Origin of the sequence: Paraconexibacter algicola (assembly GCF_003044185.1) — a bacterium.
GTDB lineage: Bacteria > Actinomycetota > Thermoleophilia > Solirubrobacterales > Solirubrobacteraceae > Paraconexibacter > Paraconexibacter algicola.
On record NZ_PYYB01000001.1, the window covers coordinates 745,470 to 772,048 of the forward strand.

Sequence of the window (26,579 nt, forward strand, 5' to 3'; positions counted from 1 at the left end):
GACCCGGAGCGCGAGGACGATACCCCGGCGCGCGGGCGCCGTCGATCCGCGGGACGGCCGGGCGCGCGCTCAGCCGTCGAGCCCGAGTGCGCGCAGCGCGCCGGGCAGCGCGGCCGCCCCGTCGACCACGACGTCCGCGGCCGCCAGGGCCTCCGCGTCGTACGCCCCGGTGGTGACGGCGACGACGTGCACGCCGTCGGCGCGGGCACAGGCGATGTCGCGCGGGGTGTCACCGATCACGACCGTCTCGCCGGCCGGGTAGGCGCGGCCGCACGCGCGCCGGCCGGCCCGCAGGCGCGCGATGCCGGGCAGCCGGTCGCGGTCGTCGTGGTCGGACCCGAAGCCGCCCTGCCCGGCGGGGAACCGGTGGCCGATCCCGGCGGCGGCGAGCTTGCGGCGCGCGATCGGCTCGTGGTTGCCGGTGACGAGCGTGCAGAGCACGTCGTCGCGCTCGGCGAGCCCCGCGAGCAGCTCCGGCACCCCGGCGGCGACGTGGGCGGAGAGGTCGTCGGGGCACAGGCGCTCGTAGTGGCGGCAGGCGGCCTCGCGGACCGCGGCGGCGCCCGCCCGCGCCGCAGCGTCCGGCACGCCGGCGAGGCGCACGATGTCTGCGGCGATCGCCCCGTCGGTGCGACCGGCGGCGTCGACCCCGGCACGCGGGATCGCCACCCCGTGCACCTCGCGGATGGCCGCGTGGAGCGCGTCGCGGTGCGCGGCGGACGCGTCGATCAGCAGCGTGCCGTCGATGTCGAAGAGCAGGAGCATCGTCCGGGAGCCTGCCCGATCGCGTCTCGAACCGGTCCCACGCGCTTCGGTCCTGGCGCGCGGACGGGTACGGTGCGCCGCGATGGGGACCGACGCGTTCGGACGCAGCAGCGACGAGCGGGACGCGGGCGCGAGCGCGCGCCCCGTCGACGGGCCGTCCGCCGGCCCGGACCGGACCGTGACCGTCGGGCCGTGGCTGATCGTCCTGCTGCTCGGCGCGATCAGCCTCGGCGGCAGCTCGCTCTTCCTCGTGCGGGCCGAGCGCGAGAACCGCGACGACCCGGTCCAGCAGGCGCAGCGGGGGGAGATCACCGACCGGTCCGCGCGGTCGCTGCTGCGGGCGCGCCCGCTGCGCGCCGCGTACGCCGCCGCCCTGGGGCGGGTGCGCGAGGGCGAGCTCGTGACCGGGCTGACCGTGACGCCCGTCGGGCTCGCGCTCCAGGTGCGGGACGGGCGCGCGTTCCTGCGCCGCCTCGAGGTCGACGTCGTCGGGGGCGTCGAGGCCCGGGACGCGGGCCGCAGCGAGGCGGACGGCCTCCTCCCCTCCCGGGTCGACCTCCGCGGCGTGCCGGCCGCCGTCGCGCGCGTCCGCGCGCGGATCCCGGAGGCCGCCGCGCGCGTGACCGGCGTGGACCTCGGCCTCACGGCCATCGACGGGCGCGTCGCGCAGAGCGAGTGGCGGCTGGCGGTCGCCGACGTCCGCCCGCGCGACGAGACGTGGTTCGCGCGGCGCGACGGGCGGGTCGTGCGGCGCAGCGACGAGGACGCCGCGCTGACGCGACCGGAGCTGCGACCGCCGCCCGCCCCCACGCCGAGCCCGGCCACGGCACCGGCCGCGCGCCCCGGCAGTTCGTCCGCGGGCTCGGTGACCGTGTTCAGCAACGGCCGGCGGGTCCGGCTCACGGGCGCGCGGGCGCGCCGGCTGCAGGTCTGCATCGAGGAGGCCCGCGCCCGCGGGACGGACGACGCGGTCGGCCGCTGCCTGGAGGCGGCGGGCCGGTGAGCCGGCTGCTGCGCCTGCTCGGCGCCGTCGCGATCGTCGGCCTGTCGATCGTGCTCGCGACCGCGGCGATCTACGGGCTGATCCGCACGGGCACCTGCGGCGCGCCGCCCGGGGCGGTCGCGGTCCGCCCCTGTCCGAAGGGGACGGGCGGGCAGGTCCTGCAGCTGATCGGCTCGATCTTCGTGCTGCCCGCGGTCGGGATCGCGCTCGCACCGGTCGCGCGACAGCTGCTCGCCGGGCTGTGGTGGTGCTACCTGTGGCTGGCGATGGGCGCGGCCGCGATGGTGGTCGCCTACGGTCCGGCGTCACCGCCCGGGTCCTCGGGGGACGCGCTCGGCGTCGGGATCACCTTCCTGGCGATCGGCGGGTTCTCGCTGCTGCTGATCCTCGGCCTGATGACGATCGCGCGGCGCGGGAGCGCCGACGCGGAGGAGGTGCTCGCGCGTGCCCGCGCCGAAGGGCGCCTCGGGCCGACGCGGTCCCCGGCCGACGGCGACGCCATGGCGACGCTCGCCGGGCAGCTCGGCGCGATCGCCCGGGCCCGCGAGGCGATCGACGACGACCCGGTCGCCGGCCGGCTGCGCAAGCTCGACGAGCTGCGCACCGCGGGCGTGATCACCGACGCCGAGCACGCGGCCCGGCGCCGGGCGATCCTCGACGAGCTCTGAGGCCTACCGCGCGAACGACGCGTCGGGCGCGAGGCCCAGCGCGTAGGCGGCGATGATCTCGGCGGCCGCCTGCACGTCGGAGATCTGCACCATCTCCACCGGGGAGTGCATGTAGCGCAGCGGCAGCCCGATCAGTCCGGTCGGCACGCCCGCGCGCGAGAGGTGCACGGCGTCCGCGTCGGTGCCGGTGCGCCCGGCGGACGAGCTGACGGTGAACGGCAGCTCCTTGGCGAGCGCCGCGGCGTGGAGGCCCTCGAAGATCGCGGGGTTCAGGACCGACCCCCGTTCGAGCACCGGGCCGGAGCCGAGCTCGTGCTTGCCGAGCTCCTTGACGTCGATGCCCGGCTGGTCGGTGGCGAACGTCACGTCGACGACGATCGCCGCGTCGGGCTCGAGCGCGTAGGCGGTCGTGCGGGAGCCGCCGAAGGTGATCTCCTCCTGGACGGCCGCGACCGCGACGACGTCCCCGGGGGCGCCGCCGGCCTCCGCGACGAGCCGCGCGGCCTCGTAGGCGACATAGCAGCCCAGGCGGTTGTCCATCGAGCGGGAGATCGCGCGGTCGTTGGGCAGCTCGACCGGCTCGCCGGTGATGACTGCGACGTCGCCGATGCGGACGCGGCCGCGGGCCTCCTCGCCGTCCTTCGCCGCGATGTCGATGTGGAGGTCCTCGAGCTTGACGCCCTTGTCGCGCTGGTCGGGCTTGATCAGGTGGATCGGCTTCTTGCCGATGACGCCGGGCACGACCCCGTCCTTGGTGAGGACGTCGACGCGCTGACCGACCAGGTTCGGCGGGTCCCAGCCGCCGACGCCGATGACGTAGAGGAAGCCGTCGTCGTCGATGTGGGTGACGATCAGCCCGATCTCGTCGATGTGGCCGATGATCGCGAGCGACCGGCCGCCGGCCGTGCCGGGGACCTTCGCCCACACGGACCCCATGACGTCCGTGGTCACCTCCGCGAACTCGGCGGCGGCGTCGCGGAAGGCGGCGGCGGGCGCGGTCTCGTAGCCGGAGGGGCCGGCGGCGGTCAGCAGGCGGTGCAGGACGGGAGGGATGGCCATCGCCGCAATCTACTGGCGCGCCGTGGCGGGCCGTCAGTGCAGGCGTGCGCGCAGCCGGCTGACCTCGAGCTCGAGCACCCGGCGCGACTCGGCGTCGCAGGGCAGGTCGAGCCGCAGCTCGGCGGCGCGGATCGCGAGCGCCAGGTCGCCGCGCTCCATCGCCCCGGAGGCGAGCGCGGTGAGCATGCCGTAGGCGATCTGGTGCGGGCAGCGCCAGCGGGCCTCGTCGGGCAGCTCGTGCAGCGGGACGCGGCGGCCGCCCGCGGCGGGGTCGACGACGAGGCCGGCGCCGGGCCGGGCGTCGGCGACGAGCGGGCGCCCCTCCGCACTGAGGGCCCCGAGGGGGACACCGGTGCGGCGCCCGACGAGCAGCCACAGGGCGGCGATCGCGGTGGGGTGCCCCTGCCGGAAGGCGAGCACGCGGTCGAGCGCGACGGCGTCGACGTGGTCGGCGGCGATCGGCTCGAGGTCGCCCAGGACGGTGCGCAGGGCGTCGAGCTGCTCCTGCGGCGGGAGCCCTTCGAGCAGGCCCGCGTCGAGCGCGAGCCGGTCGAGCGCGAAGAGGACGGCGTCGCGGTCGATGCGGCGGAACTCGGCGACCATCGCGACGAGGAACTCGTCGAGGGCCGGGCAGGAGCCGCAGGCGAGCTGGGCGTAGGGCGAGGAGGAGCGATCCGGATCGAGCATCGTAAGGTCACCCTAACAAATGCCGACGGATCTGATCGGATTTCTCGATCGACCGCGGCGTCGGCGCTCAGCCCGCCGGCCGCCGCGGTGCCCGCGCGGCCGCGCGACGGCGGCGCTCCGCCGCGGCCTGCCGTCGCCGCGCCGCCGCGCGCTGCGCCGCCGCCTGCCGCCGCGCCTGCGCGGCGACGGCCGCACGCCGCTGCGCGGGGCTCGTGCAGTCCGCCTCGAGGCGCCGCGCCGCCGTCAGCACCCCGCCGAGCACGTGGCGGCGGAACCACGGCAGCGCGTACAGCTGCACCTCGTGGCCGAGCGCGGTGTAGAACGAGCGGCCCCGGCCGAGGTCCTGGCACCAGGCCATCGGGTGGTCGCCCATCCGGCCGCTGGCCGGCACCACGCCCGGACCGGGGATGTCCGTCGTGTTGGGATCCGGCAGGTAGGTGCGCTCGTCGATCGACAGCAGCACGCGGACGCGGTCCCGCGGGTTCAGGCGGAACGAGTAGAACTCGTCGAAGACCGCGAAGCGGGCGGGCAGGTGGCTGGTGGCGGGCTCCAGCGGCGCCTCGTTGACGTAGATCCCGAGCTGCTCGAGCGGATGGGCGAGGAACTCCCCGCCCACGAGCTCCCGGTACCACGGCCAGCCGTGCTCGGTGTCCGCCGCCGCGTGCAGGCCGAAGAACGCGCCGCCGCGCTCGACGAACCGCCGCAGCGCGTCCTGCGCGAGGTCGTCCAGGACGTCCCCGACCGTGTTGACGAACGCGACGACCTCCACGTCCGCGAGCCCCGCGTCGCTGATGTCCCGGTACTCCTCGGTGGTGCGCACGCGGAACCCGTGGCGGGCCCCGAGGTCGCGCAGCAGCGCGACGCCGAGCGGGATCGAGGCGTGGCGGTAGCCGTTGGTGCGCGTGAAGACGAGCACGTCGAACGGCTCGGCGGCCGCCCGCGCGCCCGCCGGCGGGGCGGGGGCCGCGGACGCGGCGGGCGCGCCGGCGAGCAGGACGGTGGCGGCGAGCAGGGCCGCCCGGAGCAGCGGGCGCATCAGGAGGCCTTCGCGGTCGTGGCCCCGGCGATCGCGAACGCGACGCGCCGGGCGTTGGACATGATCGTGTTGGTCGGGTTGAAGCCCGGGAACGTCGGGAACGTCGACGCGTCGGCGACCCAGACGCCGTCGACCTCGTGCAGCCGGCCGGACGGGTCGCAGACGCTCGTGCGCGGATCGGTCCCCATCCGGGCGGTGCCCGCGAGGTGCGCGGTGGCGTACGGGCCGGACTGGACGAGCGGGAACGGGATGACCGCGGCCCCCAGCGATCCCGGCGCGGCGAGGTGCATCCGCTCCAGCCGCGCGCCGAGCAGCACCGCGGCGACCTTCTCGTGCGGGTGGGCGGAGTACGTGATCCGCGCCGCCGGGAAGCCGTGGTGGTCGCGCACGTCCGGGTCGAGGTCGATGCGGTTGTCGGCGAGCGGCAGGTCCTCCCCGACGAGCTGGGAGCCCGCGACGCGCTGGTGCAGCAGGCCGGCCCGCATGGCCTGCCGGTGCGCGGTCCCGAAGCCGAGGATCGGGGCGAGCAGCTTCGCCTCCGCGAACGCCGGGACGCCGCTGCCGACCTGGGCGAGGCCGCCCTTGATCCACGGCACCCCGAGCGCGCGCACCTCCGGCCCGGTGAACGGGCCCATCAGGTCGTCCATCTGCAGCGGGTTGCTCTGCCCGCGCAGCGGGTGCAGGTCGTCCGGGTAGAGCGCGGCGGCGAGCGTGAACGCGTGGAACATCATGTTGCGGCCGACCTGGTCGCTGCCGTTGCCCAGCCCGCGCTCGTGCGCGCCCGACGCGCTCATCAGCAGCAGCCGCGCGGTGTTGATCGGGCTGCCCGCGAGCACGACGGTGTCGGCGGCGATGCGGCGGCGCCGGCCGCGGGCGTCGACGTAGCGCACGCCGGTCACCCGGCGCCCGTCGCGCGTGGTGTCGACGCGGTGCACGAACGCGCGTGCGAGCACCCGGACCCGGCCGGCGCGGACCGCCGGGTTCAGCCACGCGGTGATCGCGTCGCCGCGGGCGTCGATCGGGCAGCCGAAGCCGGAGCACAGCCCGCACGACGTGCAGGCGGGACGGCCGCGGAACGGCGCCGAGTTCACGGCGGCGGGCTGCGGATAGGCCTCGTAGCCGGAGAGCCGCGCAGCGGTCCGCAGCAGCTGCCCGGTGTGGGAGATCGGCAGCGGCGCCATCGCGAACTCGCTGCGCCGCGGCGCCTGCTCGCGCGTCCGGGCGGGCATCGCGGCGCGGCTGCCGCTGACCCCGACGCGGCGCTCGACGGCGTCGTAGTGCGGCTCCAGGTCCGCGTAGGTGATCGGCCAGTCGGCGACCTGCGCCCCGGGCTGCGGGCCGAGGTCGCTGAGGGTCGAGAAGTCCTGCTTCCAGAACCGCGGGAACTTCGCGTTGTAGTGGAGCGTCGTCCCGCCGACGGCGGCGCCGAGCTGGCCGAACGCCCCGACCGCGGTCCGCGCCCGGCCGGCCGCGGCGTCCTCCCGGGTGCGCTGCGTGTACGGCTCCAGCAGCGGGTCGGGGAACCCGAAGTGCCGCGCGGACTTGATCTCGTCGCTGCCGTAGCGCGTGCCGAGATCGCCGTCGGTGGCCCGGCCGAGCCCCGACCGCATGTGACGCCCGCGCTCCAGCACGGTGACCTCCCAGCCCCGCCTGGCGAGCTCGTACGCGACGACGCTGCCCGCCGCGCCGGAGCCGACGACGACCGCCTCACGCCCCACGACGGACCTCCTCCTGCAGCGCGGCGAGGCGGGCGCCGAGGCCGTCGAGATCGCCGAGGGCCCCGAGGTCGGCGCGCAGGTCGCTGAGCCGCTCACCGGAGCGGGAGGTCAGGCCGTGCACGAGCTCGGAGGAGCCGCCGAGCGGGGCGAGGTCGAGCAGGCCGAGCAGGATCTCGGCGGGGACGGCGGCGAGGCCCGGCTCGGGTGGCGCCGCGATCTGCTCGGGCGTGTAGCCGCGCGGGAGGGTGTCGCCGTCGTAGCCGATCGCCCGCCAGCCGGCGAGGTCGCGGTTGCCGCCGTACTCGGGCGCCCCGTAGAGGAACTCGATCGCGTGCGGGAAGGCGACGTCGAGCAGCTCCTGCACGTCGGGGTCGCGGCTCGTGCGCAGCAGCGTGTCGGCCGCCGGGACGGGCAGCGCCGCGAAGTCGCCGCGGGCGGCGCGGTCCAGGGCGGCGAGCCCCTCGCGGTACACGGCCTGCCAGCCGCGCACCGGACCGGCCCACTCCAGCCGCTGCAGTCCGCGCGTGCCCTCGATGCGGATGCGCCAGGCGCGGCGCTCGTAGCGGTCGAGCTCGAGGAAGCGGACGAAGTCGTTGCGGGGCGCGCCGCCGCGGTCGGAGAAGCCGCCGCCCGCCCAGATCCGCGGCGGGGACACGGCGAACGCGCCGAGCAGCGCGTCGATCGCCTCGGGGCAGCCGGCGTCGGCGGCGCCCGGGAGGTCGTCGGTCGGGATCAGCACGGCGCACAGCGCGCGCAGCGTCCGCAGCTCCGCCGCGGTGAGGAACGCGGCGCGTCCGTCGGCGCGCAGGCCGACCGCGATCGCGTCCCCGGTCGTCGCCGTCGCCGATCCGGCGAGCAGCACGGCGACCGTCGCCGCGGTCCCGTCACGCAGCAGCACGCGGCGCGTCACGCCGCCCGTCAGCGGGGCCTGGGCCCCGGTCCCCTCGTCGTCCACGGTCCTCCCTCCGTTTTCCGGACGGTGGGGACGCTACCCGCCGCGGCGGGTCGCGCGCCACCCCGGGCGCGTCAGGAGAGCGCGCGCTGCGCGGATGAGCGCAGCACCGAGCGCGAGGAGTGCGCGGGGTTGCCGTCGTCCGGCTCGACCGACACGTCGATGAACGCGTAGCGACTGGCGTCGACCCCGAGCGGGAAGTCGGCGTCCACGCGGCCCTTGTCGTCGACCTTGAAGGTGCCGACGCTGACGAGGTCGTCGGCGGAGTTCAGGAGCCAGAGCTCGTAGTGCTCGCCGGCGCGGCTCGGGGCGAGGCCCGCGACGTCGAGGTGCATGCCGCCGCCGCGCATCGCGACGGTCGCGCGCTGCGGCCGGGCGGTGCCGTCGAGCGCCGCGAGGGTGACGGGCGCGCCCTCGGTCGCGGGCGCGTCGTCGCCGCCCCCGGCGACGAGCGTGCCGCCGAGCGCCCCGACCGCGACGAGCGCGACCGAGGAGGCGAGCGCCATCGCCGGGCGCAGCACGATGCCCCCGCCGGCGCGGCGGGCACGACGGCGTCGCGCGGGCGCGGCGGGCCGGGCGGCGCGCGCCGCCTCGAGGTCCAGCGGCGGCGGGTCGAGGTCCCCGGTGGAGCCGGTGACCGCGAGCGCGGCGCCGACGCGCCGCAGCCGCTCGAGCTCGGCCCGGAACGCCGGGTCCTCGCGGACCAGGCGCTCGGCCTCGGCGCGCTCCTGCGGGTCGAGGCCTCCGAGCAGCACGGCGGCGGGATCGACGGGCCAGCGCGTCATGCGGGGGCCTCGGATCCGGCGGCCTGCGCGGTCGCGGCGACGACCGGCACGGGCGCGAGCTCGATCGAGGCGTGCGCGGCCGCGGCGGCCGGCGCCGGGGCGAGCGCGTCGTCGGCGAGGTCGGCCAAGCGGCGCAGGCCGCGGACCATGCGCGTCTTGACGGTGCCCAGGGGCAGGCCGGTGCGCTCGGCGATCTCGCTCTGGCTGAGGTCGGCGTGGAAGCGCAGGCGCAGCAGCTCCGCCTCCTCCTGGGGCAGGCGCGCGAGGAGGTCGGCGACGGTCCAGCGCTCGACGAGGACGTCGGGATCGGTCCCGCGGTCGACGACGGTCTCGACCGGCATCTCCTGCGGGTCGGTGGGCTCGGGCACGCGGCGGCGCAGCTCGTCGATCGCCCGTGAGCGCGTGATCGTCATGACCCAGGCCAGCAGCGATCCGCGCTGCGCGTCGAACTGGTCGCCGCGGCGCCAGACCTCGGTGAGCACCTGCTGGAAGACGTCCTCGGCCCGTCCACGGTCCCCGAGCGTCTGCACGAGGTAGCCGAAGACGGTGCGGCCCACCGCCTCGTGCAGGGCCTCGAGCGCCTGCTCGTCTCCGCGACGCAGACCTTCTGCGATGCGGCGCTCACGGCGCTGGGGTGAGGACGTGGGGAGCCATCTCACTTCCGGGGTACGAGCCGGGACACGGAATTGGTCGTGGCGCGATGACGTTCCCCAGCACTTCTGGCGCATCAACGCTCAACCAATCCTGCGTCGACTGTCGGACCTCCCCCCAGATCCCACCCCGACTCAGGAGATCGAACATGTCTGTCACCCGTACGTCCACCCTCATCGCCGGCGCCCTCGCCGCCGGCCTGGCCCTCGCCCCCGCGGCCTCCGCGCAGTCGACGTCGAGCAAGCTCGACATCAGCGGCGGCGGCACCACCCTGAAGCTCGACTCCGGCACCGCCAAGGCGCTGAAGTCGCTCGGCGTCTCGGTCGCCCCGACCGGCCGCGCGACCGCCGGCAGCGCGGGCGTCCGCTTCCCGATCACGGGCGGCGAGCTCGACCCGGCCTCCGCGGCCGGCGTCATCCGTCACACCGGTGGTCTGCGCCTCTCGGCCGGCCGCACCCGCGTGACGCTCTCCGACTTCACCGTCGCGGTGAACAAGGCCCCGACGATGAGCGCCCGCGTCAACGGCGGCAAGCGCCTCGGCGCGCTCGTCCCGGTCGTCGGCAAGGCGCGCATCACGCGCTCCGGCCTCGGCGTCACCGTGTCGCGCATCGACATCCACCTCTCCACCAAGGGCGCCGCGGCGCTGAACAAGACCTTCGGCGTGAAGGCGTTCAAGCCGCGCCTGAAGCTCGGCACGGCGACGGTCGCCACCTCCCTCGCCGAGGTCCGCTTCACCGGCGGCCAGACCGCCCTCGCGCTCGATCCCGGCGCCGTCTCGGCGCTGACGAGCCTCGGCGTCGCGCCCGGCATCGTCGGCCCCGCGGTCGCCAACCCGGACGGCTCGCTCGGCTTCCCGATCACCGGCGGTGGCGTCAACGCCAAGACGCTGGCCGGCCAGATCCCGCACTCGGGCGGCATCTCGCTGACGAAGGGCGGCACGGTCGTGCGGCTGACCGACTTCAACATCGACACCCGCAAGGCGGAGCTGACGGCCGCGATCAACGGCGGCACGCGCGCCGCGATCCTGTCGCTGGACCTCAGCGCTCCGAAGGTCGACGTCTCCGGCCGCACCGTGTCGGTCGGCAACGTGACCGGCAAGCTCACCCAGGGCGCCGCCGACGCGCTGAACGCGGCGTTCGGCACCGCGGCGTTCACGGCCGGCCTGACGCTCGGCGTCGCGACGGTCAAGGGCGAGATCGCGTAGGGCGACAGACCCCTCCGATCCGCGAGCGGCGGGCCTCCGGGCCCGCCGCTCGTCGTTCCGGGGACCGGTGTCAGCGGTCCCCGTCGTCCAGCTCGGTCCCGACCACGCGGCGCCCGCCGTCGAGGAGGACCTCGACGAGCGCGCCGTCGGCGCGCTGGACCTCGACCTCGTAGCGGCCGTCGTCACGGTCGACGCTGACGGCGCGCCCGCCGCCCAGGTGCGCGGTCGCGAGGCGGGCGACGGCCCGCGCCTCCCCGACCGGCACCCCGTCATCGACCGTGAGGGTCGTGGCCGCGGGCGCGGCGGTCCCGGCCGCCGGGGCGGCGATCGTCACGACGCGGTCCGGGCGGTCACGGTCGTCGTCCCCGTCGAGCAGGTCGGCGCCGGCGACCCCCGCACCGACACCGCCGACGACCAGGGCGGCACCCGCCGCGAGCAGGCTCAGTCGTCCCATTCGACGCGCTCCGTGATCGTGCGGGTCGTGCAGCCGTCCGCGCCGCAGGCGCGCACGCGGAAGGTCACGCGGGCGCCGTCGCGGCGGTCCGCGGTCCGGGCGGTGACGGTGCGACGCCACTCGCGTGAGCCGTCGTCGTCGACCTCGACGAGCCGGGCGGCGAACGAGCGTCCGCCGTAGAGGAACGTCACGCGGGTGGCCCCGCGCGTCTCGGCCTCCAGGCGCAGCCCGGTGCGGTTCTGGGTCAGGTCGGCGTCGCCGTCGACGACGCGGCCGGGCGCGGCCGAGGCGGCGGAGCTGAAGCCGACGGCCGCGATCGTGGCGGCGAGCGCGGCGCCGGCGGTGAGGGTGAGGGGGCGAGGGGTGGTGGTCATGGGACCACGGTGCCGCAGGCCGGATGAAAGCTCCGTGAAAACTGCGTCAGGTGGCGCGCAGGCGCAGGCGCACCTCGCCGCCGCCCTGCGGGGCGTCGTGCACGGTCGCGGTGCCGCCGTGCGCCTCGGCGATCAGCGCGACGATCGCGAGCCCCAGCCCGGCGCCGCGGCCGCTGCGGCCCTCGTGGGCCCGCGAGAAGCGGTCGAACGCCCGCTCGCGGAACGCCGCCGGGAAGCCGTCGCCCGCGTCGCGGACGGCGAGCACGACCGCGTCCCCGTCGGCCCAGGCGTGCAGCGTCACCGGCGCGCGACCGTGACGCAGCGCGTTGTCCACGAGGTTGCCGAGCGCCTGGGCGAGCCGCAGCCGGTCGCCGTCCAGCCGCAGGCCGTCCGGCGCCTGCACCGCGACGGTCGCGCGCGCGGCGAACCGCCGCGCCTGCTCGCGCAGGAGCTCCCCGGCGGCCAGCGGTTCGCGCTGCAGCTCCAAGCGCTGTTCGTCGGCGCGCGCGAGCAGCAGCAGGTCCTCGGCGATCCGGCCGAGCCGCCGTGTCTCGTCGGCGGCGACGGTGAGCGACGCGCGCAGCTCGGGGTCCGCGTCGCCGAGGGTCTGCAGCGCGAGCTCGAGCTCGCCGCCGATCACCGCCAGCGGGGTCCGCAGCTCGTGGCTGACGTCCGACACGAGCGCCCGCTCGTGCTCGGCGGCCCGCTGCAGGCGGTCGAGCATCTCGTTGAGCGAGCGGCCGAGCCGCGCCAGCTCGTCCCCGCCGGGCGGCACGGGCAGCCGCTCCCCCGACCCCGGGTCGGCGATCGCGGCGGCCCGCTGCCGCATCCGCTCGACCGGGCGCAGCGACGCGACGATCGCCCCGCCGCCCGCCAGCGCGACGAGCACGAGCGCGACCGGCAGGACGAGCAGCAGCGCGCCGCGGACCTCGCGCAGCGCCTCGTCGTGGTCCTCGTAGGTGGAGCCGACGATCAGCGCGTAGCGCACACCGCCCGCCCGGACCTGCCGGGCCAGGACGCGGGCGCGGTCGGTCTCGTAGGCCTCGACGCCGGTCTCCTCGAGCGCCTCGAGGTCGATCTCGTCGGCGCCGTCGTCGTCCCCGGCCACCACGACGTCGCGCAGGCGGATGTCGCGCCCCTCGACCGCCGCGCGTCGGCCGGCGGCGTCGAGCAGCGGTCGCAGCGGCAGGCCGGGCGAGGACGAGACGAGCCGCTCGCCGGGGCCGACGACCTGCGTGAAGGTCTCCCCCGGGTCGTCGAGCCCGACGGTCAGGCCGGGCGCCGGGCCGCCACGGTCCACGAGCAGCCGGCCGACCGCGGCGGTGCGGGTCTCGAGCGTCTCGTCGAGCGCGTCGGTGAGCCGCGCCTCGAGCGCCGCGTTCACCAGCACGCCGCCGATCGCGATCGCCGCGACGATCGCGGCGAGGTAGGCGAGCGTCACCCGGGTCCGCAGCCCGGCCCGGCGGATCAGTCGCACAGCCGGTACCCGTGCCCGCGCACGGTCTCCAGCGAGCGGGCGCCGAACGGCCGGTCGATCTTGTCGCGCAGCAGGCGCACGTACGCGTCGACGACGTTGGACCGGTTCTCGTAGGCCATGTCCCAGCCGGCCTCCAGCAGCTCCGCCCGCGTCAGCACCTCGCCGGGACGGCGCAGGAACGCCTCCAGCAGCGTGAACTCCTTCGCCGAGAGCGCGAGCTCGGTGTCCCCGCGCCAGGCGCGCCGTGCCGCCGGGTCGAGCCGCAGCCCGGCGGCCTCGAGCACCGCGGGCCGCTCGCGGGCGCCGCGGCGCGCGAGGGCGCGCAGCCGCGCGGTCAGCTCCTCGAACGTGAACGGCTTCAGGACGTAGTCGTCGGCGCCGGTGTCGAGCCCGCGCACGCGGTCGGCGGTCGCGTCGCGCGCGGTGAGCATGAGGACCGGCGACCACACGTCGGCGGCGCGCAGGCGCGCGCAGACCGCGAACCCGTCGGTGTCCGGCAAGCCGACGTCGAGGACGATCGCGTCGTAGGTGGCGGACCGCGCCATCCAGTCCGCGTCGGCCCCGGTCGCCGCGAGGTCGATCGTCATCCCCGCCCGCTCCAGGCCCCGGCGGAGCATGTCGGCCATCCGCGGATCGTCCTCGACCACCAGCACGCGCATGACGGCAGTCTTCCCGGAGTGCGGATGAAGGGGACGTGAAAGCCGCGCGGGTGGCGGCTCCCACGTCCCGATCGGTCGTTACGCCGCCGCGATCTGCCGCAGGACGTAGAGGAGGATGCCGCCGTGGCGGAAGTAGTCCGCCTCCTTGGGCGTGTCGATGCGGACGACCGCGTCGAACTCGACGTCGCCCGCCTTGACCTTGACGGTCTTCGGCAGCTCGCCGCCGTTGAGCGCGTCGGCGTAGCCCGTGATGTCGAAGGTCTCCTCGCCGGTCAGGCCGAGCGAGTCGGCGGTCTCGCCGGCCGGGAACTGCAGCGGCAGGACGCCCATGCCGACGAGGTTCGAGCGGTGGATGCGCTCGAAGGACTCGGCGATCACCGCGCGGACGCCGAGCAGGTTCGTGCCCTTGGCGGCCCAGTCGCGGGAGGAGCCGGAGCCGTACTCCTTGCCGCCCAGGACGACGAGCGGGATGCCCGCCGCCTGGTACTTCTCCGACGCGTCGGCGATCGCGACGACCTCGCTCGCGTCACCGTCCGGGCCGAGGTACCGCGTGACACCGCCCTCGGTGCCCGGTGCGAGCAGGTTGCGCAGGCGGATGTTCGCGAACGTGCCGCGGATCATCACCTCGTGGTTGCCGCGCCGCGAGCCGAAGGAGTTGAAGTCCTTGGGCTCGACGCCGTTGGCCTCGAGGTAGCGCCCGGCGGGGCCGTCCTTCTTGATCGCGCCCGCGGGCGAGATGTGGTCGGTGGTAACCGAGTCGCCGAGCTTCGCGAGCACCTTGGCGCCCGTGATGTCGGTGACCGCCTCGGGCGTCTGCGGCATGCCGTCGAAGTACGGCGCCTTGCGCACGTAGGTGGAGTCGGCGTCCCAGGCGAAGCGGTCACCGGTCGGGACGTCGAGCGCGTTCCACTCGGGGCCGCCGTCGAAGACCTGGCCGTAGCTCTTGTGGAACATGTCCGACTGCACGGCCTCCTCGACGGTCTGCGCGACCTCGGCGGTCGAGGGCCAGATGTCCTTGAGGTAGACGTCGCTGCCGTCGTCGGCCTGCCCGATGGGGTCGTTCAGCAGGTCGACGTCCATCGACCCGGCGATCGCGTAGGCGACGACGAGCGGCGGGGACGCGAGGTAGTTCATCTTCACGTCCGGGTTGATCCGGCCCTCGAAGTTGCGGTTGCCGGAGAGCACCGACACCGCGACGAGGTCGTTCTCCTGGATCGCCGCGCTGATCTCGGCGGGCAGCGGGCCGGAGTTGCCGATGCAGGTCGTGCAGCCGTAGCCGACGTTGTGGAAGCCCAGGCCCTCGAGGTCGTCGATCAGGCCCGCGCGCTCCAGGTACTCGGTGACGACCATCGAGCCCGGGGCCAGGGACGTCTTGACCCACGGCGCGGCCTTGAGGCCCTTGGCGACCGCGTTGCGGGCCAGCAGGCCGGCGGCGAGCATGACCGACGGGTTGGAGGTGTTCGTGCACGAGGTGATCGCGGCGATGACGACGGCGCCGTCCTTCAGCGCGCACGTCTCGCCGGAGGCGAGCGCGACGTCGGTGGAGCGGCGGGTCGCGGTCGCCAGCGGCGCCTCGTCCTCGACCGCGCGCTCGCCCGGCTGGTCGGTCGGACCGTCACCCGGCATGTACGCCTTGATCGCCTCGTCGAACGCCGAGGCGGCGTCGCTGAGCGCGACGCGGTCCTGCGGACGCTTGGGGCCGGCGATCGAGGGGACGACGGTCGAGAGGTCGAGCTCGAGCGTGTCGGAGAAGGTCGGCTCCTCCGCGTGCTCGTCGTGCCACATGCCCTGCTCCTTGGCGTAGGCCTCGACGAGCTCGCAGAGGTCGTCCGGCCGGCCCGAGAAGCGCATGTAGCGGATCGTCTCGGCGTCGATCGGGAAGATCGCGCAGGTCGAGCCGAACTCGGGCGACATGTTGCCGATCGTCGCGCGGTCGGCCAGCGGGAGCGCGGTGACGCCCGCGCCGTAGAACTCGACGAACTTGCCGACGACGCCCTTCTCGCGGAGCATCTCGGTGATCGTCAGCACGAGGTCGGTGGCGGTCGCGCCCTCGGGCAGCTCGCCCTTGAGCTTGAAGCCGATGACCTGCGGGATGAGCATCGGGATCGGCTGGCCGAGCATCGCGGCCTCGGCCTCGATGCCGCCGACGCCCCAGCCGAGCACGCCGAGGCCGTTGATCATCGTCGTGTGCGAGTCGGTGCCGACGACGGTGTCGGGGTAGGCGGTGCCGGTCTTGTCGTCGACGAAGACGGTGCGCGCCAGGTACTCGAGGTTGACCTGGTGGACGATGCCGGTGTCCGGCGGGACGACCTTGAAGGAGTCGAACGCCTGCTGGCCCCACTTGAGGAACTGGTAGCGCTCCTCGTTGCGCTGGAACTCGATCTCGGCGTTGCGGCGGAACGCGTCCTTGCTGCCGAAGACGTCGACCTGGACGGAGTGGTCGATGACGAGCTCGGCGGGGACGAGCGGCTCGATCTTCGACGGGTCGCCGCCGAGGTCGGCCATCGCGTCGCGCATCGCGGCGAGGTCGACGACCGCGGGGACGCCGGTGAAGTCCTGCATCACCACGCGCGCGGGGGTGAAGTTGATCTCCTTGGACGGGTCGGCCTTGGCGTCCCAGGTGGCGAGCGCCTCGATCGACTCCTTCGTCACGGCACCGTTGCCCTCGGTGCGCAGGAGGTTCTCGAGCAGGACCTTCAGCGAGTAGGGGAGCCGGGCGACGTCGTACTGGGACTGCAGGGCGTCGAGGCGGTAGATGGTCAGGTCGCGGCCGCCGACCGAGAGGGTCGCGCGGGCGTCGAAGGAGTTCGGGTTCTCGGACATGTCAGGTCCTCTGGTGGTCTTGGTGTGCGGTGTGCGGCGGGGTCATGCGTCGTCGGGCAGCAGGACGAGCTCGTCGCCCGACGTCGTCTTCACGGTGCGGAAGTCCGGGTTGAAGGTGGCGATGCGCGTCGTCCGCAGTCTCTCCGCGAGCGCGACGAGCGACGCATTGGTGAGGCCGAGCGCCGGGTGGGCGCGCGCGATGCGCAGGGACTCGGCGAGGGCGTCGGCCCACCAGCGGGTGGTGTAGGCGCCGACCTCGAGGTCGTGCCAGACCTTGGCCTGGGCGCGGGCGCCGCCGCCGTCGCGGACCGCGACCTCGAGCTCGGCGACCGCCAGCGGCGTGAGGACGAGCTCCTCGTCGGTGCGGGTGAGCCACGCGACGGCGCGCTCGTGCTGGGTGGCGCCCTTGTCGTAGGCGGCGAGGAGCAGGGAGCAGTCGGCGACGACGCTCACGCGCCCGCCCTGCGGCTGTCGAACACGCCGATCGACGGCTTGGGCCGGCGCGGACGCTCGACCGCGGCGGTGAGCGTGCGGCGGATGAACTCGGCCTTGGTGATGCCGTCCTCGCCGGCGCGCTCGGCGAGCCGCGCGTCGAGCTCGTCGCTGAGGTAGATCGAGGTCTTCTTCACCGGCTGGTCGGCCATCCGGTGACGTAGGGTATCACCCTACATTCGGACCGCGGGGGTCGGATTTGCCCCCGCGGCGCCCGATCGGCCAGGTCAGCTCGCGCAGCCGGTGCTGCGGCCGGTGAAGCCGCGGACGAGCGCGTCGGCGTTGGCCTGCTCGCTGCTCAGGTACGTCGCGCCGGCGGAGCCCTCGGGCCCGAGCGTGTCGGCGTAGAGCGTCCCGCCGACCTTCGCGCCGGTCCGCTGGCTGATCGCCTCGGCGAGCTTCGGGTTCAGCGAGCTCTCGGGGAAGATCGCGCGCACGCCCTCCGTCTCGATCGTGCGGGCGAGCGCGGTCAGCTCACCCGCGGAGGCCTGCGCCTGGGTGGTCGTCGCGGGGATGATGGCGCCGACGACCTCGATGTCGTAGCGGGCGGCGAGGTAGCCGAACGCGTCGTGGTCGGAGACGAGCTTGCGCTGCGCGGCGGGGACCGCGGAGAAGCAGCGCTGCAGCCGCTGGTCGAGCGCGCGGACCTTCGTCACGTAGGCGGCGGCGCGGGCGCGGTAGTCGGGGGCGCCCGCCGGGTCGACCTCGGCGAGCTTCGTGGCGATGCGCTGCGCGGCGTACTCGACGTTGCGCGGGTCGTGCCACCAGTGCGGGTCGACGTCGCCGTGCTCGTCGCCCTCCTCCTCGCTGTGCTTCCCGCCCTCCTCCTCGGCGTGCTCCTCGTCCTCGTGCTCGTGGCCGCCCTCGCGCTCGACGGGGCGCCCCTGCCCGACGTCGAGCACGGCGCCCTCGATGCCCGCCTGCTTGGCGACGTCCCCCGACCAGGCGTCGAGGTCGTCACCGGAGACGAACATGACCTTCGCGCCCGTGGCCTCCCGCAGGTCCTGGGGTCGCGGCTCGTAGTCGTGCGGATCGGAGTTGGCCTGCAGCAGCTGCGTGACGTCGACGCGGTCGCCGCCGACCTCGCGCGCGAAGTCGCCGAGCTGGGTGGTCGTGGCGACGACCTTGACGGCCGCGTCGCCGCCGCCCGAGCCGGCGGTGCCCGGGTCGTCGTCACCGCACGCGGTGACGGTCAGCGCGGCGGTCAGCAGGCCGGCCGCGAGCAGGGAGCGCGAGGGCGCGGAGCGGGAGGTGGTCGGGCGCGTCATGGACCACAGGCTAGCGCAAATAAGAATGATTCTCTTTCTCTACGGTACGCTCCCGCCATGGCCCGACCCACCACCGACCGACCGCGCCGCGGCAAGCCGCGCAAGCGCATCCTGCTCCCCGAGCCGATCAGCTACCTGGACATCCAGACGCTGTCGCAGTTCCTCACCGAGCGGGGCAAGATCAAGGCCCGCACCCAGACCGGCCTCTCGCGCCGCCAGCAGCGCGAGGTCGCCCAGGCGATCAAGCGCGCCCGCGAGCTCGCGCTGCTGCCCTACGTGCGCCGCGACGCGCCCGAGCCGCGCCGCCGCGGGCGGGGCCCCGCGTGATCACCGCGACGGCGACCCGCACCGGCCTCGGCCAGGTCGTGCGCGCGACCGTCCCCAGCGACGCCGACGCGATCCTCGACCCCGCCGCCGCGCTCTGGCGCTGGGAGCGGCACCTGCCCGACGCGACCGCGCGCCAGGCGGCCACGCTCGCGCGCACGACGCGCCACGCCGTCCGCGGGGAGGTCCCGGTCGCCGACCGCGTCCCCGCGATCGAGGCGCTGCTCGACGAGCTCGCCCCGGGCCGCGCCGCGGACCGCCGCGCGCTCACCCACGACATCGCCGCGCTCGCCTTCCTGCTCGCCCGCGTCGGCGGCGCCACCCGCGTCGCGGTCCGCATCGAGACCGACCCCTCGGCGGGCTGCCCGCTGCTGCACGTCGACTCGGTCGCGCTGCGGCTGCTGTGCACCTACGTCGGCCCGGGCACCGCGTGGCTCGCGGAGGCCGACGCCGTCCGCGAGGAGCTCGGTCTCCGCGGCCGCACCCCGGAGCAGGCGAACGCCGCGATCGCCCCCGACGCGAGCGCGATCCGGCACCTCGCTCCTGGCGAGGTCGGGATCCTCAAGGGCTCGAGCTTCCCCGGCTGCCGACACGGCCTCGTGCACCGCTCCCCCGTCGGCGACGACGACCGCCTCCTGGTCGCCGTCGACCTCCTCGACCCACCCGCCCTGCAGCTGCGGCGATGAGCACGGACGTCGCGCGGGACAACGGCGACTGGATCGAGGAGGCGCACCGCGCGCTGGCCGCCGGCGGCCACCGCACCGGCGGCGCGCGGACCGTCGTCGTCGAGCTGCTCGGCCGCGTCGGCGGTGGCGTCACGGCGCAGGAGCTCGCGATGCTCGCGCAGCAGGGCCCGCGGCCCGCGAGCCTCGCCAGCGTCTACCGGACGCTCGGCATCCTCGTCGACCTCGGTCGCCTGCACCCCGTCGACGTCGGCAACGGCATCGCCCGCTACGAGCTCGTGCTGCCCGACGGCCAGCACCGCCACCACGTCGTCTGCCGGCGCTGCGCCCGCACCGACGTGTTCGAGGACGAACCGCTCGAGGAGGCGATCCACGCCGTGGAGCGGCGCACCCCGTTCGTCGTCGAGACGCACGACGTCGTCCTGCGCGGCCTGTGCCCGGACTGCGCGCAGGACGACGGCGACTGACGCGAACGAGTCTCGTCAGCAGCTGCTGGACCGGGTCGCCGCGTCGGCCTACGGTGGGATCTCCCCTCGACCCAGGAGATCCCATGTCCGAGAGCACCTGCACCGACGCGCACGACTGCGGCGCCCACGCCGACGACCACGTCCACGGCGACGGCTGCGGCCACGAGGCCGTCCAGCACGGCGACCACGTCGACTACGTCGTCGACGGGCACCTGCACCACCCGCACGGCGACCACTGCGACGATCACGGCCCCGCCACCGCGGCCGCCTGAGTCAGACGCCCTGCGCGGCGGGGACCGGCGCCGCCGGCTCCGCCGCCAGCACCTCCCGCGCCGCTCGCTCCCCCGAGAGGACCGCGCCCTCCATGTAGCCGCCGAACGCCTCGGCCGTCTCGGTCCCGGCCCAGTGGATCCGGCCGCACGGTCGGCGCAGGTGCGGCCCGAGCGACGCCAGCGCCCCGGGCACGCAGAACCCCGCGTACCCACCGCGCGAGAACTCCTCCTCGGCCCAGACGCGCTCGACGTAGTCGAGCGGACGGCCGGCGCGAGCCCCGAACAGGCGCACGAACGCCTCGAGCACCAGTGCACGCCGCTCGTCCGGCGCCAGCGCGCCCAGGCGCCGCGCAGCGTCCCCCTCCAGGAACCCGAGCAGCACACCGGCCGCACCGTCACGCGGCGAGTTGTCGAACACGATCCGCACCGGGCCGGTCGTGCACGTCGCCTGCCCGGAGAGCCCGTCCGCCCGCCAGAACGGCGTCTCGTAGACCGCCATGCACTTCGCGACCGCCCCCATCACCGAGCGCTGCGCGAGCTGGTCACGGCCACCCGGGAGCGCCGGGGCGTAGGCGAGGCGGGCCGCCAGCGTCGGGGGGAGCGCGACGATCACCCGCCGCGCCCGGGCCTCCACGCCGTCGGCGCGGACGAGCACCCGGTCCCCGGAGACGGCGACCGCCCGCACCGGCGCGCCGAGCCGCACCCGGTCCGCGATCGTGTCCGCCGCGCGGATCGCCAGGAGCTGCGAGCCGCCGACCACGCGGTCCTGCTGGGCGCCGCCCTCGGTCTCCAGCATCGCTTCCAGACCACCGCTGGCGCGCACCGCGGCGAGGAACTGCAGCAGCGAGATCTCCTGCGGCTGCGCGCAGAACAGGCCCTCGCAGACCAGCTCGAAGAACGCCCGTCCCAGGCGCGTCCGGACGTTGCGGCGCAGCCACGACGCGAGCGTCGTGCCGTCCCACACGGAGGCGTGCGGCGCCTCCCACGGCGTCGCGGCCGGGACGCGCCGGGCCATCCGCTCGAGCCGCAGCTGCGCGACGGCCACCTCCGCCAGGGCCACGGGACTCAGGCGCGGCAGCGCGCCGCCGTAGCGGCGCAGGACGCCGCGGTCCTCGAACAGCGCATCCCCGGTGTCGTGGGTCGGGAACGTGGCGAGCCCGAGCTCGCGGATCCACGCGTGGACGCGCGTATGCGTGGGCCCGACCCACTGGCCGCCCAGCTCGACCACGCCGACGCCGTCGAGATCGTGGTTCAGCAGGCGACCGCCGACCCGGTCGCGCGCCTCGAGCACGACCACCTCCCGCCCCGCGGCGGTCAGCTCCCGTGCGGCGGCGAGGCCCGCGAGCCCGGCTCCGACGACGACGATCTGGGTGTCGATCCGCTCCATGCGGGGAGGATCGCCGGACCGGTCCCGCACCCACCGCACGAGTTCCGCGTATCCGGTGGTCGTCGATGCGCGAATGTCGCGGAGGACGTGCCGGTACCGTTCCTCGCGTGGATCCGGGGGCGGTTCAGCGGGCGGTGGAGTGCGTGGCCGGAGCGCTCGTCGCTCGCGAAGGCGAGCTCGAGGCCACGATGCTCGCGCGGTTCGGGGCGCAGGCGCCCGAGGCGGGAACCACGACCGACCCCGACGTCGCCGTGGCGATGCGCGCGAGCAGCCGCGCCAACCTCCGCGCGGCGATCCGCCACGTCGTCGACGGCGGACCGCCGCTCCCGCACGGCGCGCCGGTCGAAGCGCTCGAGGAGGCCCGCACCTGCGCGGGTGCGGGGATTCCCGTCGCCCCCGGGCTGCAGACGTACCGGATCGGCCAGGCGGTCGTGCTCGATGCCGTCCTCGACGTGCTCGAGACGCTGGACGATCTCGACGCCGCCACGCGGAGTGCGGCGCTGCGCCGGTGCACCCGCCGCTCGTTCGCCTACGTCGACGCGATCGTCCCGCTCGTCATCGACGAGTACACGCGGGAGCGCGACCGCCTGCTGCGCGGACGCGAGCAGCGGCGGGCCGCGCTCGTGCGCGACGTGCTCGACGGCGAGCCGGTCGACGCGGGCGAGCTCGGCTACGACCTCGCCGCCACGCACCGCGCCGTGATCGCGTGGGGCCCGCGCGCCGAGGCCGTCCTGCTCGCCCTCGCCGCGGGGCTCGAGCTGCGCGCGCTGACCGTCACGGCGACCGCCACGACCGTCTGGGGCTGGTTCGCGGGACGGGCCGTCGCGGACGACCGGTCCCTGCGCGCGATGGCGATCCCGGACGGGGTCGGCCTCGCCGTCGGGCGCCCGAGGGCGGGAGCCGACGGCTTCCGCGCGAGCCACCGCGAGGCGCGCGCCGCCCAGCGGATCGCGGCGGCGACCGGCGCCGACGTGACCTTTCACGACGACGTCGCGCTGGAGGCGGTGCTGCTCGCCGACGAGTCCGCCGCCCGGGCGTTCGTGGAGGCGGAGCTCGGAGCGCTGGACGGGGACCGCGGCGGCGCGAAGCTCCGCGAGACGCTGGCGGCGTACGCGGCGGCGGGCTTCAACGCCTCCGCGGCCGCGGCGACGCTGGGCGTGAACGACCGGACGGTCGCCTACCGGCTGCGCACGGTCGAGGAGCGCCTGGGCCGCCCCGTGCGCTCCCGTCTGCCGGAGCTGCTCGCGGCCATCCGCGTCGAACGGGTGCTCGGACCGCCGTCGGGGTGACGCCCCATGCGCCGCTCAGGCCGCGGCGTGCTCCGCGGTCCAGCGGGGCAGCGGGTCGGGCAGGTCGCCCCACGCGCGCGGGCCGGCCGCGAACGTCGCGTCGTCGACGAGGGCGCCGTCGAGCGCCGCCCGGATCGCCGCCTCGTCCATCTCGCGGCCGATGAACACGAGCTCCTGCCGGCGGTCGCCGTGGGGCTCCTGCCAGTAGCGCTCGTGGATGCGGCGCATCTGCTCGGAGACCGGCCAGCGCGACTGCGGCACCGACGCCCACCAGACGCCGACCGGACGGCTGCTCACGACCCCGCCCGCCTGCGACAGCTCGCCGACGTGGTCGTTGCGCGTCGCGAGCCAGAAGTACCCCTTCGCGCGCAGCACGCCGGGGAAGCGGGTCGCGAGCAGCGGCGCGAGGCGCCGCGGGTCGAACGGGCGACGGGCCTCGTAGACGAACGACCGGATCCCGTACTCCTCGGTCTCGGGCTGCTCCTCGCCGCGCATGACCTGCAGCCAGCCGGGCGCCTGCGCCGCGTGGGCGAAGTCGAAGAGCCCGGTGCCGAGCACCTGTCCCGGGTCGACGCGGCCGTGCGTCGCGCGGACGCGGCGGGCGCGCGGGTTCAGCGCGACGATCTCCTGCTCGAGCAGCTCGAGCTCGCGCGCGTCGGCGAGGTCGGTCTTGTTCAGGACGATCACGTCGGCGAACTCCACCTGGTCGACGAGCAGGTCGGCGACCGTGCGGTCGTCGCCGTCACCCGTGACCTCGCCGCGCTGGGCGAGGTGCTCGTGCTCGGCCATGTCGCGCCGGAAGGCGCCGGCGTCGACGACGGTGACCATCGTGTCGAGCTGCGCGACGTCGGCCAGCGAGGTGCCGTCCTCGAAGCGGAACGTGAACGTCTCGGCGACCGGGAGCGGCTCGCTGATGCCGGTGGACTCGATGATCAGGTGGTCGAAGCGGTCCTCGCGGGCCAGCCGCCCGACCTCCTGCAGCAGGTCCTCCCGCAGCGTGCAGCAGATGCAGCCGTTGCTGAGCTCGACGAGCTGCTCCTGCGCGTGGTCGATCTCGACCTTCCCCTCGATCAGCGAGGCGTCGACGTTCACCTCGCTCATGTCGTTGACGATCACCGCGACGCGCAGCCCGTCGCGGTTGTGGAGCAGGTGCTCCAGCAGCGTGGTCTTGCCGGCGCCGAGGAAGCCGGAGAGGACGGTGACGGGCAGGCGGCTCATCGCAGCGCCTCCCGGGCGTCGTCGGCCTCGTCGAGCTCGTCGGCGAACAGCCACGGCTCGAACGGGTCGGGCAGCGACTCCCAGCCGCCCTCGCCGAGCTCCATCTCGGCGTCGGTGAGGAGGCAGTCGTCGAGGTCGGCGCGGATGGCGTCCTCGTCCATGTCGGCGCCGATGAAGACGATCTCCTGGCGGCGGTCGCCCCAGGGCTCCTCCCAGAACGGGTCGATCATCACGGCCTTCAGCTCGTCCTCGGGCCACTCGTGGCGCGGGACGGTGGCCCACCAGCCGCCGGCGGGCTGGAGCGTCAGGACGCGGCCCGCCTGCGCCCAGCCGCCCGCGATCACCGGGCGGCTCGCGAGCCAGAAGAAGCCCTTGGCGCGCAGGACGCCCGGCCACTCGCCGTTGGCGCGCTCCCAGATGCGGGTCGGGTCGAACGGGCGGCGGGCGCGGTAGACGAACGAGCTGATGCCGTACTCCTCGGTCTCGGGCTGCTCCTCGCCGCGGAGGGTCGCGAGCCAGCCGGGCGCCTCGGCGGCGCGGTCGAAGTCGAACAGCGCGGTGTCGAGGACGAGGCCGAGGTCGACCTCGCCGCGGACGGCGCGGACGATCCGGGCGGCCGGGTTGAGCGTCCGGACGATCGCCTCGGTGCGGTCGAGGGTCTCGGCGTCGACGAGGTCGGCCTTGTTGAGCACGACGACGTTGGCGAACTCGACCTGCTCGACGAGGAGGTCGACGATCGCGCGGTCGTCCTCGTCGCTGAGCCCCAGGCCGCGCGAGGCGAGGTCGTCGACGCCGTCGCACTGGTCCAGGAAGGTGGAGCTGTCGACGACGGTGACCATCGTGTCGAGCCGCGCGATGTCGGAGAGCGTGCGGCCGGTCTCGTCGGCGAACGTGAAGGTCTCGGCGACCGGGAGCGGCTCGCTGATGCCGGTCGACTCGATCAGCAGCTGGTCGAAGCGGCCCTCGCGGGCGAGGCGCGCGACCTCGACGAGGAGATCCTCGCGCAGCGTGCAGCAGATGCAGCCGTTGCTCATCTCCACGAGCTGCTCCTGGACATGGTCGATGCGGGCGTCGCCATCGCGGACGAGCTGGGCGTCGACGTTCACCTCGCTCATGTCGTTGACGATGACCGCGACGCGGCGGCCCTCGCGGTTGCGGAGCACGTGCTCGAGCAGCGTGGTCTTGCCGGCGCCGAGGAAGCCGGACAGGACGGTGACGGGGAGCCTGGTCATGCCCACCACTATATAAGATTCGTTCTCATTCTCATGAAGACCACGTTCTGAGGAGCGACCGATGGCGAAGAAGGGCGACACCCGCGTCACCATCCGGCTGGAGTCGACGGCCGGCACCGGCACGACGTACTGGACGACGAAGTCGAAGCGGAACACCCCCGGCCGGCTCGAGCTGCGCAAGTACGACAAGCGGATCCGCCAGACCGTCCTGTTCCGCGAGTCGCGGTAGCGCTTACGCGCCAAAGTGCGGCGGCTGTACGTCCGCCCCGTGAGGGCGGTCGTAGTTGCGGTCAATGGCCGAGCAGTCCACACGACGCGCGCCGCGCCCGGGAGCCCTGCTCTTCGCGGCCCTCGGCGCGCTCGTCGTGCTCGCGGCGCTCGCCGCCGGCGGGCTGCTGTTCCTCGTCCCGCTCGCAGTGCTGCTCGCGCCGCTGCTGCTCGGCCGCTACGTCGGCGAGGAGCGCCTCGCGCGGCTGCTCACGCGCCTGCGGCCCCGCCGCACCCCGCGCGCCCGCCCCGCCACGCCCGCCACGCACGGCGTGGACCTCGGCTTCCGCGCCCACGGCCTGCTCGCCGCCTTCCGGCTGGCCGAGCGCGGGCCGCCCACGTTCGCCTGACCGCGACCCAGCTGCACGCCCTCCGCGCGTGCCGGCCTATGTGGTGTGGGCCTGCACGCGAGCCTGGGCGTGTCGGTGGCGACGGTCCGCCGAACCCGGTCGTGGCGTCTCCCGCGCTGCACCCGACATCCGCTTCGGCGGCGCCCGCCGCCCCGATCGGCCGGGGCGTCCCTCCCCCATCCAGGGCGGGACGCCCCGCGCCACCCCCATGTCGTTCCAACCCAGCAGGACACCTGAGGAGGTACCGATGGACCCGGACCAGCCGGTGATGGACCAGCAGGACACGAGCACCCGCATCGTGCGCGGGAGCGCCCTGGACGAGCTCCAGCGCGACCCCTCGTCGCGGGCCACCTTCCTGCGGATGATGGGTGGCGGCGGCGCCGCGCTCGCGCTCGGCACCCTGCTCGCCGCGTGCGGTGACGACGACGAGGACTCCGGCTCGACCGCGAGCACCCCCGCCGAGACCACGACCGCGGGCGCCGACACCGGCGACGCCGCGGGCGACATCGAGATCGTCAACTACGCGCTGACGCTCGAGTACCTGGAGACCGACTTCTACAACCAGGTGATCGCGGCGGACATCATCAAGGACAAGGCCGTGCTCGAGATCGCCAAGAAGTTCGGCGAGAGCGAGCAGGCGCACGTCGACGCGCTGAAGACCGCCGTCGAGGGCCTGGGCGGCACCGCCGTCGAGGCGCCGAAGACGAACTTCGACGACGTCCTCGGTGGCGGCCTCGAGAAGGTCCTGCAGGCTGCGGCCGACGTCGAGAACCTCGGCGCCGCCGCGTACCTCGGTCAGGCCGGGGCGATCAAGAACAAGGACATCCTCGCCGCCGCGCTGTCGATCCACAGCGTCGAGGCCCGCCACGCGGCGGCCCTCAACCAGCTGATCGGCCGCGGCTTCACCGCCGACGGCGGGCAGGGATCGATCCCCAACGGCGCGTTCGCCAAGCCGATGGACAAGGCCGCCGTCCTCGACGCCGTCAAGCCCTTCCTCGCCGCGTAAGGAGACCGT

Annotated in this window: 30 protein-coding genes; 11 read left to right on the forward strand and 19 right to left on the reverse strand. The window is 75.2% G+C overall.

Features of this window, described 5'->3' with window-relative positions; genetic code table 11:
* Positions 1-69: 69 nt before the first annotated feature.
* Positions 70-765: a haloacid dehalogenase-like hydrolase gene (locus C7Y72_RS03500; RefSeq protein WP_107567215.1), complete on the reverse strand. Its 696-nt coding sequence runs from the start codon at positions 763-765 to the stop codon at positions 70-72.
* Positions 766-847: 82 nt separating this feature from the next.
* Between C7Y72_RS03500 and C7Y72_RS03505 the strand changes: the two genes are divergently transcribed.
* Both C7Y72_RS03505 and C7Y72_RS03510 read left to right on the forward strand, forming a co-directional pair.
* Positions 848-1,768 (forward strand): hypothetical protein, encoded by a 921-nt coding sequence (locus C7Y72_RS03505; RefSeq protein WP_107567216.1) that lies wholly within the window; start codon positions 848-850, stop codon positions 1,766-1,768.
* Positions 1,765-2,436 (forward strand): SHOCT domain-containing protein, encoded by a 672-nt coding sequence (locus C7Y72_RS03510; RefSeq protein WP_107567217.1) that lies wholly within the window; start codon positions 1,765-1,767, stop codon positions 2,434-2,436. The genes C7Y72_RS03505 and C7Y72_RS03510 overlap by 4 nt, the downstream gene beginning before the upstream one ends.
* A gap of 3 nt (positions 2,437-2,439) precedes the next feature.
* Here the strand turns inward: C7Y72_RS03510 and C7Y72_RS03515 are convergent, their stop codons facing one another.
* The 7 genes from C7Y72_RS03515 to C7Y72_RS03545 all read right to left on the reverse strand — a co-directional run bounded on the left by C7Y72_RS03515 (position 2,440) and on the right by C7Y72_RS03545 (position 9,332).
* Positions 2,440-3,495: a M20/M25/M40 family metallo-hydrolase gene (locus tag C7Y72_RS03515; RefSeq protein WP_107567218.1), complete on the reverse strand. Its 1,056-nt coding sequence runs from the start codon at positions 3,493-3,495 to the stop codon at positions 2,440-2,442.
* A 33-nt stretch (positions 3,496-3,528) separates the two neighbouring features.
* Positions 3,529-4,182: a transglutaminase family protein gene (locus C7Y72_RS03520; RefSeq protein WP_107567219.1), complete on the reverse strand. Its 654-nt coding sequence runs from the start codon at positions 4,180-4,182 to the stop codon at positions 3,529-3,531.
* Positions 4,183-4,249: 67 nt separating this feature from the next.
* Positions 4,250-5,218 carry a ThuA domain-containing protein gene (locus C7Y72_RS03525; protein WP_107567220.1) on the reverse strand — a complete coding sequence of 323 codons (969 nt, stop codon included), beginning with the start codon at positions 5,216-5,218 and terminating at the stop codon, positions 4,250-4,252.
* Complete coding sequence (locus tag C7Y72_RS03530; RefSeq protein WP_158276614.1) at positions 5,218-6,936, reverse strand: GMC family oxidoreductase; 1,719 nt, start codon at positions 6,934-6,936, stop codon at positions 5,218-5,220. Before C7Y72_RS03530 ends, C7Y72_RS03525 begins: the two co-directional genes overlap by 1 nt.
* Positions 6,926-7,891, reverse strand: coding sequence for a gluconate 2-dehydrogenase subunit 3 family protein (locus tag C7Y72_RS03535; protein WP_107567222.1), 966 nt, complete (start codon positions 7,889-7,891; stop codon positions 6,926-6,928). The genes C7Y72_RS03530 and C7Y72_RS03535 overlap by 11 nt, the downstream gene beginning before the upstream one ends.
* Before the next feature lie 71 nt (positions 7,892-7,962).
* Entirely contained in the window at positions 7,963-8,673 is a 711-nt protein-coding gene (locus C7Y72_RS03540; protein WP_107567223.1) for an anti-sigma factor, read from the reverse strand.
* Entirely contained in the window at positions 8,670-9,332 is a 663-nt protein-coding gene (locus tag C7Y72_RS03545; RefSeq protein WP_158276615.1) for an RNA polymerase sigma factor, read from the reverse strand. The genes C7Y72_RS03540 and C7Y72_RS03545 overlap by 4 nt, the downstream gene beginning before the upstream one ends.
* A gap of 140 nt (positions 9,333-9,472) precedes the next feature.
* On the opposite strand from C7Y72_RS03545, the gene C7Y72_RS03550 reads away from it, so the two are divergent.
* Complete coding sequence (locus tag C7Y72_RS03550) at positions 9,473-10,528, forward strand: hypothetical protein (RefSeq protein WP_107567225.1); 1,056 nt, start codon at positions 9,473-9,475, stop codon at positions 10,526-10,528.
* A gap of 70 nt (positions 10,529-10,598) precedes the next feature.
* On the opposite strand, the gene C7Y72_RS03555 is transcribed toward C7Y72_RS03550, so the two are convergent.
* The 8 genes from C7Y72_RS03555 to C7Y72_RS03590 all read right to left on the reverse strand — a co-directional run bounded on the left by C7Y72_RS03555 (position 10,599) and on the right by C7Y72_RS03590 (position 18,075).
* Positions 10,599-10,982: a hypothetical protein gene (locus tag C7Y72_RS03555; protein WP_107567226.1), complete on the reverse strand. Its 384-nt coding sequence runs from the start codon at positions 10,980-10,982 to the stop codon at positions 10,599-10,601.
* On the reverse strand, positions 10,970-11,356 hold the full coding sequence (locus C7Y72_RS03560) for a hypothetical protein (RefSeq protein ID WP_107567227.1): 387 nt from the start codon (positions 11,354-11,356) through the stop codon (positions 10,970-10,972). The genes C7Y72_RS03555 and C7Y72_RS03560 overlap by 13 nt, the downstream gene beginning before the upstream one ends.
* A gap of 46 nt (positions 11,357-11,402) precedes the next feature.
* Complete coding sequence (locus C7Y72_RS03565; protein ID WP_107567228.1) at positions 11,403-12,833, reverse strand: sensor histidine kinase; 1,431 nt, start codon at positions 12,831-12,833, stop codon at positions 11,403-11,405.
* The gene (locus tag C7Y72_RS03570) at positions 12,824-13,492 is read right to left on the reverse strand and encodes a response regulator transcription factor (RefSeq protein ID WP_107567229.1); all 669 of its coding nucleotides are present in this window, start codon (positions 13,490-13,492) and stop codon (positions 12,824-12,826) included. The genes C7Y72_RS03565 and C7Y72_RS03570 overlap by 10 nt, the downstream gene beginning before the upstream one ends.
* A 78-nt stretch (positions 13,493-13,570) precedes the next feature.
* On the reverse strand, positions 13,571-16,315 hold the full coding sequence (gene acnA, locus C7Y72_RS03575; RefSeq protein ID WP_107567230.1) for an aconitate hydratase AcnA: 2,745 nt from the start codon (positions 16,313-16,315) through the stop codon (positions 13,571-13,573).
* 42 nt (positions 16,316-16,357) lie between these two features.
* Entirely contained in the window at positions 16,358-16,768 is a 411-nt protein-coding gene (locus C7Y72_RS03580) for a PIN domain-containing protein (protein ID WP_107567231.1), read from the reverse strand.
* Positions 16,765-16,959: a ribbon-helix-helix domain-containing protein gene (locus tag C7Y72_RS03585; protein WP_107567232.1), complete on the reverse strand. Its 195-nt coding sequence runs from the start codon at positions 16,957-16,959 to the stop codon at positions 16,765-16,767. Before C7Y72_RS03585 ends, C7Y72_RS03580 begins: the two co-directional genes overlap by 4 nt.
* Before the next feature lie 75 nt (positions 16,960-17,034).
* Positions 17,035-18,075 carry a metal ABC transporter substrate-binding protein gene (locus C7Y72_RS03590; RefSeq protein ID WP_107567233.1) on the reverse strand — a complete coding sequence of 347 codons (1,041 nt, stop codon included), beginning with the start codon at positions 18,073-18,075 and terminating at the stop codon, positions 17,035-17,037.
* Between the two features lie 57 nt (positions 18,076-18,132).
* Between C7Y72_RS03590 and rpsR the strand changes: the two genes are divergently transcribed.
* The 4 genes from rpsR (at position 18,133) to C7Y72_RS03610 (ending at position 19,821) form a co-directional block, all read left to right on the forward strand.
* Entirely contained in the window at positions 18,133-18,402 is a 270-nt protein-coding gene (gene rpsR / locus C7Y72_RS03595) for a 30S ribosomal protein S18 (protein WP_107567234.1), read from the forward strand.
* A complete protein-coding gene (locus C7Y72_RS03600) occupies positions 18,399-19,085 on the forward strand; it encodes a DUF1826 domain-containing protein (RefSeq protein ID WP_107567235.1) in 687 nt (228 codons plus the stop codon). The genes rpsR and C7Y72_RS03600 overlap by 4 nt, the downstream gene beginning before the upstream one ends.
* The gene (locus tag C7Y72_RS03605) at positions 19,082-19,549 is read left to right on the forward strand and encodes a Fur family transcriptional regulator (RefSeq protein WP_107567236.1); all 468 of its coding nucleotides are present in this window, start codon (positions 19,082-19,084) and stop codon (positions 19,547-19,549) included. Before C7Y72_RS03600 ends, C7Y72_RS03605 begins: the two co-directional genes overlap by 4 nt.
* An 83-nt stretch (positions 19,550-19,632) precedes the next feature.
* Positions 19,633-19,821 (forward strand): hypothetical protein, encoded by a 189-nt coding sequence (locus C7Y72_RS03610; RefSeq protein ID WP_107567237.1) that lies wholly within the window; start codon positions 19,633-19,635, stop codon positions 19,819-19,821.
* A gap of 1 nt (position 19,822) precedes the next feature.
* Here the strand turns inward: C7Y72_RS03610 and C7Y72_RS03615 are convergent, their stop codons facing one another.
* Positions 19,823-21,208, reverse strand: coding sequence for a flavin monoamine oxidase family protein (locus C7Y72_RS03615; RefSeq protein ID WP_107567238.1), 1,386 nt, complete (start codon positions 21,206-21,208; stop codon positions 19,823-19,825).
* Positions 21,209-21,315: 107 nt separating this feature from the next.
* On the opposite strand from C7Y72_RS03615, the gene C7Y72_RS03620 reads away from it, so the two are divergent.
* Positions 21,316-22,497, forward strand: coding sequence for an RsbRD N-terminal domain-containing protein (locus C7Y72_RS03620; protein ID WP_158276616.1), 1,182 nt, complete (start codon positions 21,316-21,318; stop codon positions 22,495-22,497).
* 15 nt (positions 22,498-22,512) lie between these two features.
* Here C7Y72_RS03620 and C7Y72_RS03625 read toward each other — a convergent pair whose 3' ends face one another.
* Together C7Y72_RS03625 and zigA are read right to left on the reverse strand one after the other, a co-directional pair.
* A complete protein-coding gene (locus C7Y72_RS03625; RefSeq protein WP_107567240.1) occupies positions 22,513-23,715 on the reverse strand; it encodes a GTP-binding protein in 1,203 nt (400 codons plus the stop codon).
* Entirely contained in the window at positions 23,712-24,947 is a 1,236-nt protein-coding gene (zigA, locus tag C7Y72_RS03630; RefSeq protein WP_107567241.1) for a zinc metallochaperone GTPase ZigA, read from the reverse strand. The genes C7Y72_RS03625 and zigA overlap by 4 nt, the downstream gene beginning before the upstream one ends.
* Positions 24,948-25,008: 61 nt before the next feature.
* Between zigA and rpmG the strand changes: the two genes are divergently transcribed.
* From rpmG to C7Y72_RS03645, 3 genes are all read left to right on the forward strand, one after another.
* The gene (rpmG, locus tag C7Y72_RS03635) at positions 25,009-25,176 is read left to right on the forward strand and encodes a 50S ribosomal protein L33 (protein ID WP_107567242.1); all 168 of its coding nucleotides are present in this window, start codon (positions 25,009-25,011) and stop codon (positions 25,174-25,176) included.
* Positions 25,177-25,240: 64 nt separating this feature from the next.
* Positions 25,241-25,564, forward strand: a complete 324-nt coding sequence (locus tag C7Y72_RS03640; RefSeq protein WP_107567243.1) for a hypothetical protein — start codon at positions 25,241-25,243, stop codon at positions 25,562-25,564.
* A gap of 247 nt (positions 25,565-25,811) precedes the next feature.
* Positions 25,812-26,570, forward strand: coding sequence for a ferritin-like domain-containing protein (locus tag C7Y72_RS03645; RefSeq protein WP_158276617.1), 759 nt, complete (start codon positions 25,812-25,814; stop codon positions 26,568-26,570).
* Positions 26,571-26,579: the final 9 nt, after the last annotated feature.